The organism is Spirulina sp. CCNP1310, assembly GCF_034932185.1.
Lineage (GTDB): Bacteria > Cyanobacteriota > Cyanobacteriia > Cyanobacteriales > Spirulinaceae > Spirulina.
In genome coordinates, this window is record NZ_JAYGHW010000114.1 from 1 (window position 1) to 1579 (window position 1579).

At 44.4% G+C, this 1579-nt stretch carries 1 protein-coding gene; it reads right to left on the reverse strand.

The window, feature by feature from the left end:
* Positions 1-1491, reverse strand: a 1491-nt coding sequence (locus VB712_RS20305) for a hypothetical protein (RefSeq protein WP_323258177.1), incomplete at its 3' end; no start/stop codon positions are given.
* Between the last annotated feature and the right edge of the window lie 88 nt (positions 1492-1579).

Below are 1579 nucleotides of genomic sequence, written 5' to 3' on the forward strand. Positions count from 1 at the left end.
TGCAATTTGACGCTGAACAGTGTCAGCAGAATTGGTTTCTCTGGTTTGCGAAGAAATAGGGAAATCCTGCTCTTGACTTTGAATCACTTCAGGCGAGCTAGGCTGACTGACTTCAGTTTGACGCTGAACAGTTTCAGGAAAATTGGTTTCGCTAATTTGAGACGGAACAGAAAAATCTTGCTCTTGTCTTTGAATCACTTCAGGTGAGCTAGCCTGACCAATTTCTGATTGACGTTGAATGGTTTCAGGATCGCTAGGCTGACTAACTTCAGTTTGACGCTGAACGGTTTCAGGAGAATTGGTTTCTCTGGTTTGATGCTGAACAGGGAAATTTTGCTCTTGTCTTTGAATCACTTCAGGCGAGTTGGACTCACTAAATTCAGTTTGACGCTGAACAGTTTCAGGAGAATTGGTTTCTCTGATTTGAGGCTGAACAGGGAAATTCTGCTCTTGTCTTTGAATCACTTCAGGCGAGTTGGACTGATTAACTTCAGTTTGACGCTGAACAGTTTCAGCAGAATTGGTTTCTCTGGTTTGCGAAGAAATAGGGAAATCCTGCTCTTGACTTTGAATCACTTCAGGCGAGCTAGGCTGACTGACTTCAGTTTGACGCTGAATATTATCAAAACCACTAGATTCTATAGATTGAGATTGACTGGGTGAATTGTTTGCTTGTTGCTGGATGGTTTCAAAAGAACTAGGTTCCTTTGTTTTTAACTGACGTTGAATGGTTTCAGGGGAATTGATTTTTGTGGAATTTTTGTTGCTAGATGTTCCAGAAGGAACACCTCCTATTATTTTTTGCGCAACATTTTTAATTGAATCAATGATTCCCTTTGGAGAATTAGTTTTGGGAGTAGTTTCTGCGTTTAAATTACTTTTTTTTTCTGAAATTTGTTCAGATTGATTGGCAAAATCAGATTGAGTTTTTTGATTAACTTCACTATCAGAAGGCGTTATGGTTAGGTCTGGCTTAATCTCCTTGCCTGTTGCGATACGGGCATTATCCTTCATGCGCTGTAATAGTTCTGCCGCTGAACTGGGTCGTGTTCCCGGTGTTGGGGTTGGGGGAGTGGGTTTGCGACTTGGCGGAATTTGATCAGGTTGATCCCTATGATGGGGATCTGTATTTTGTAAAACGGGTTGATGGGTTGTAAGGTTGGGGGAAGATTCCTGCTGTTTTTGTAAGGCCACACCATCAGAAGGCGTTAACGATGAGTTGAGATCGATCGCCTTCCCTGTGGCAATCCGCGCATTATCTTTCATGCGCTGCAATAGTTCTGCCGCTGAACTGGGTCGTGATCCTGGCAGTTGCGTAGGGGGGATCGGTTTGCGACTGGGGGGGATCTGATGAGTGGAAACGGGTTGGGGATCAACTGAATGATGAGGCGTTTCAGGCTGCTTCTGGAGATCAACCCCAACATTCGCATCTGGTAACTTAATCTCCGGCTTAATCTCTTTGCCGGTGGCGATACGGGCATTTTCTTTCATCCGCTGTAATAATTCTGCGGCTGAATTGGGTCGGATGACAGGTGATGGGGGACGCACCTCCGGGTTAGAAGGTGAAACGGGGGAATTG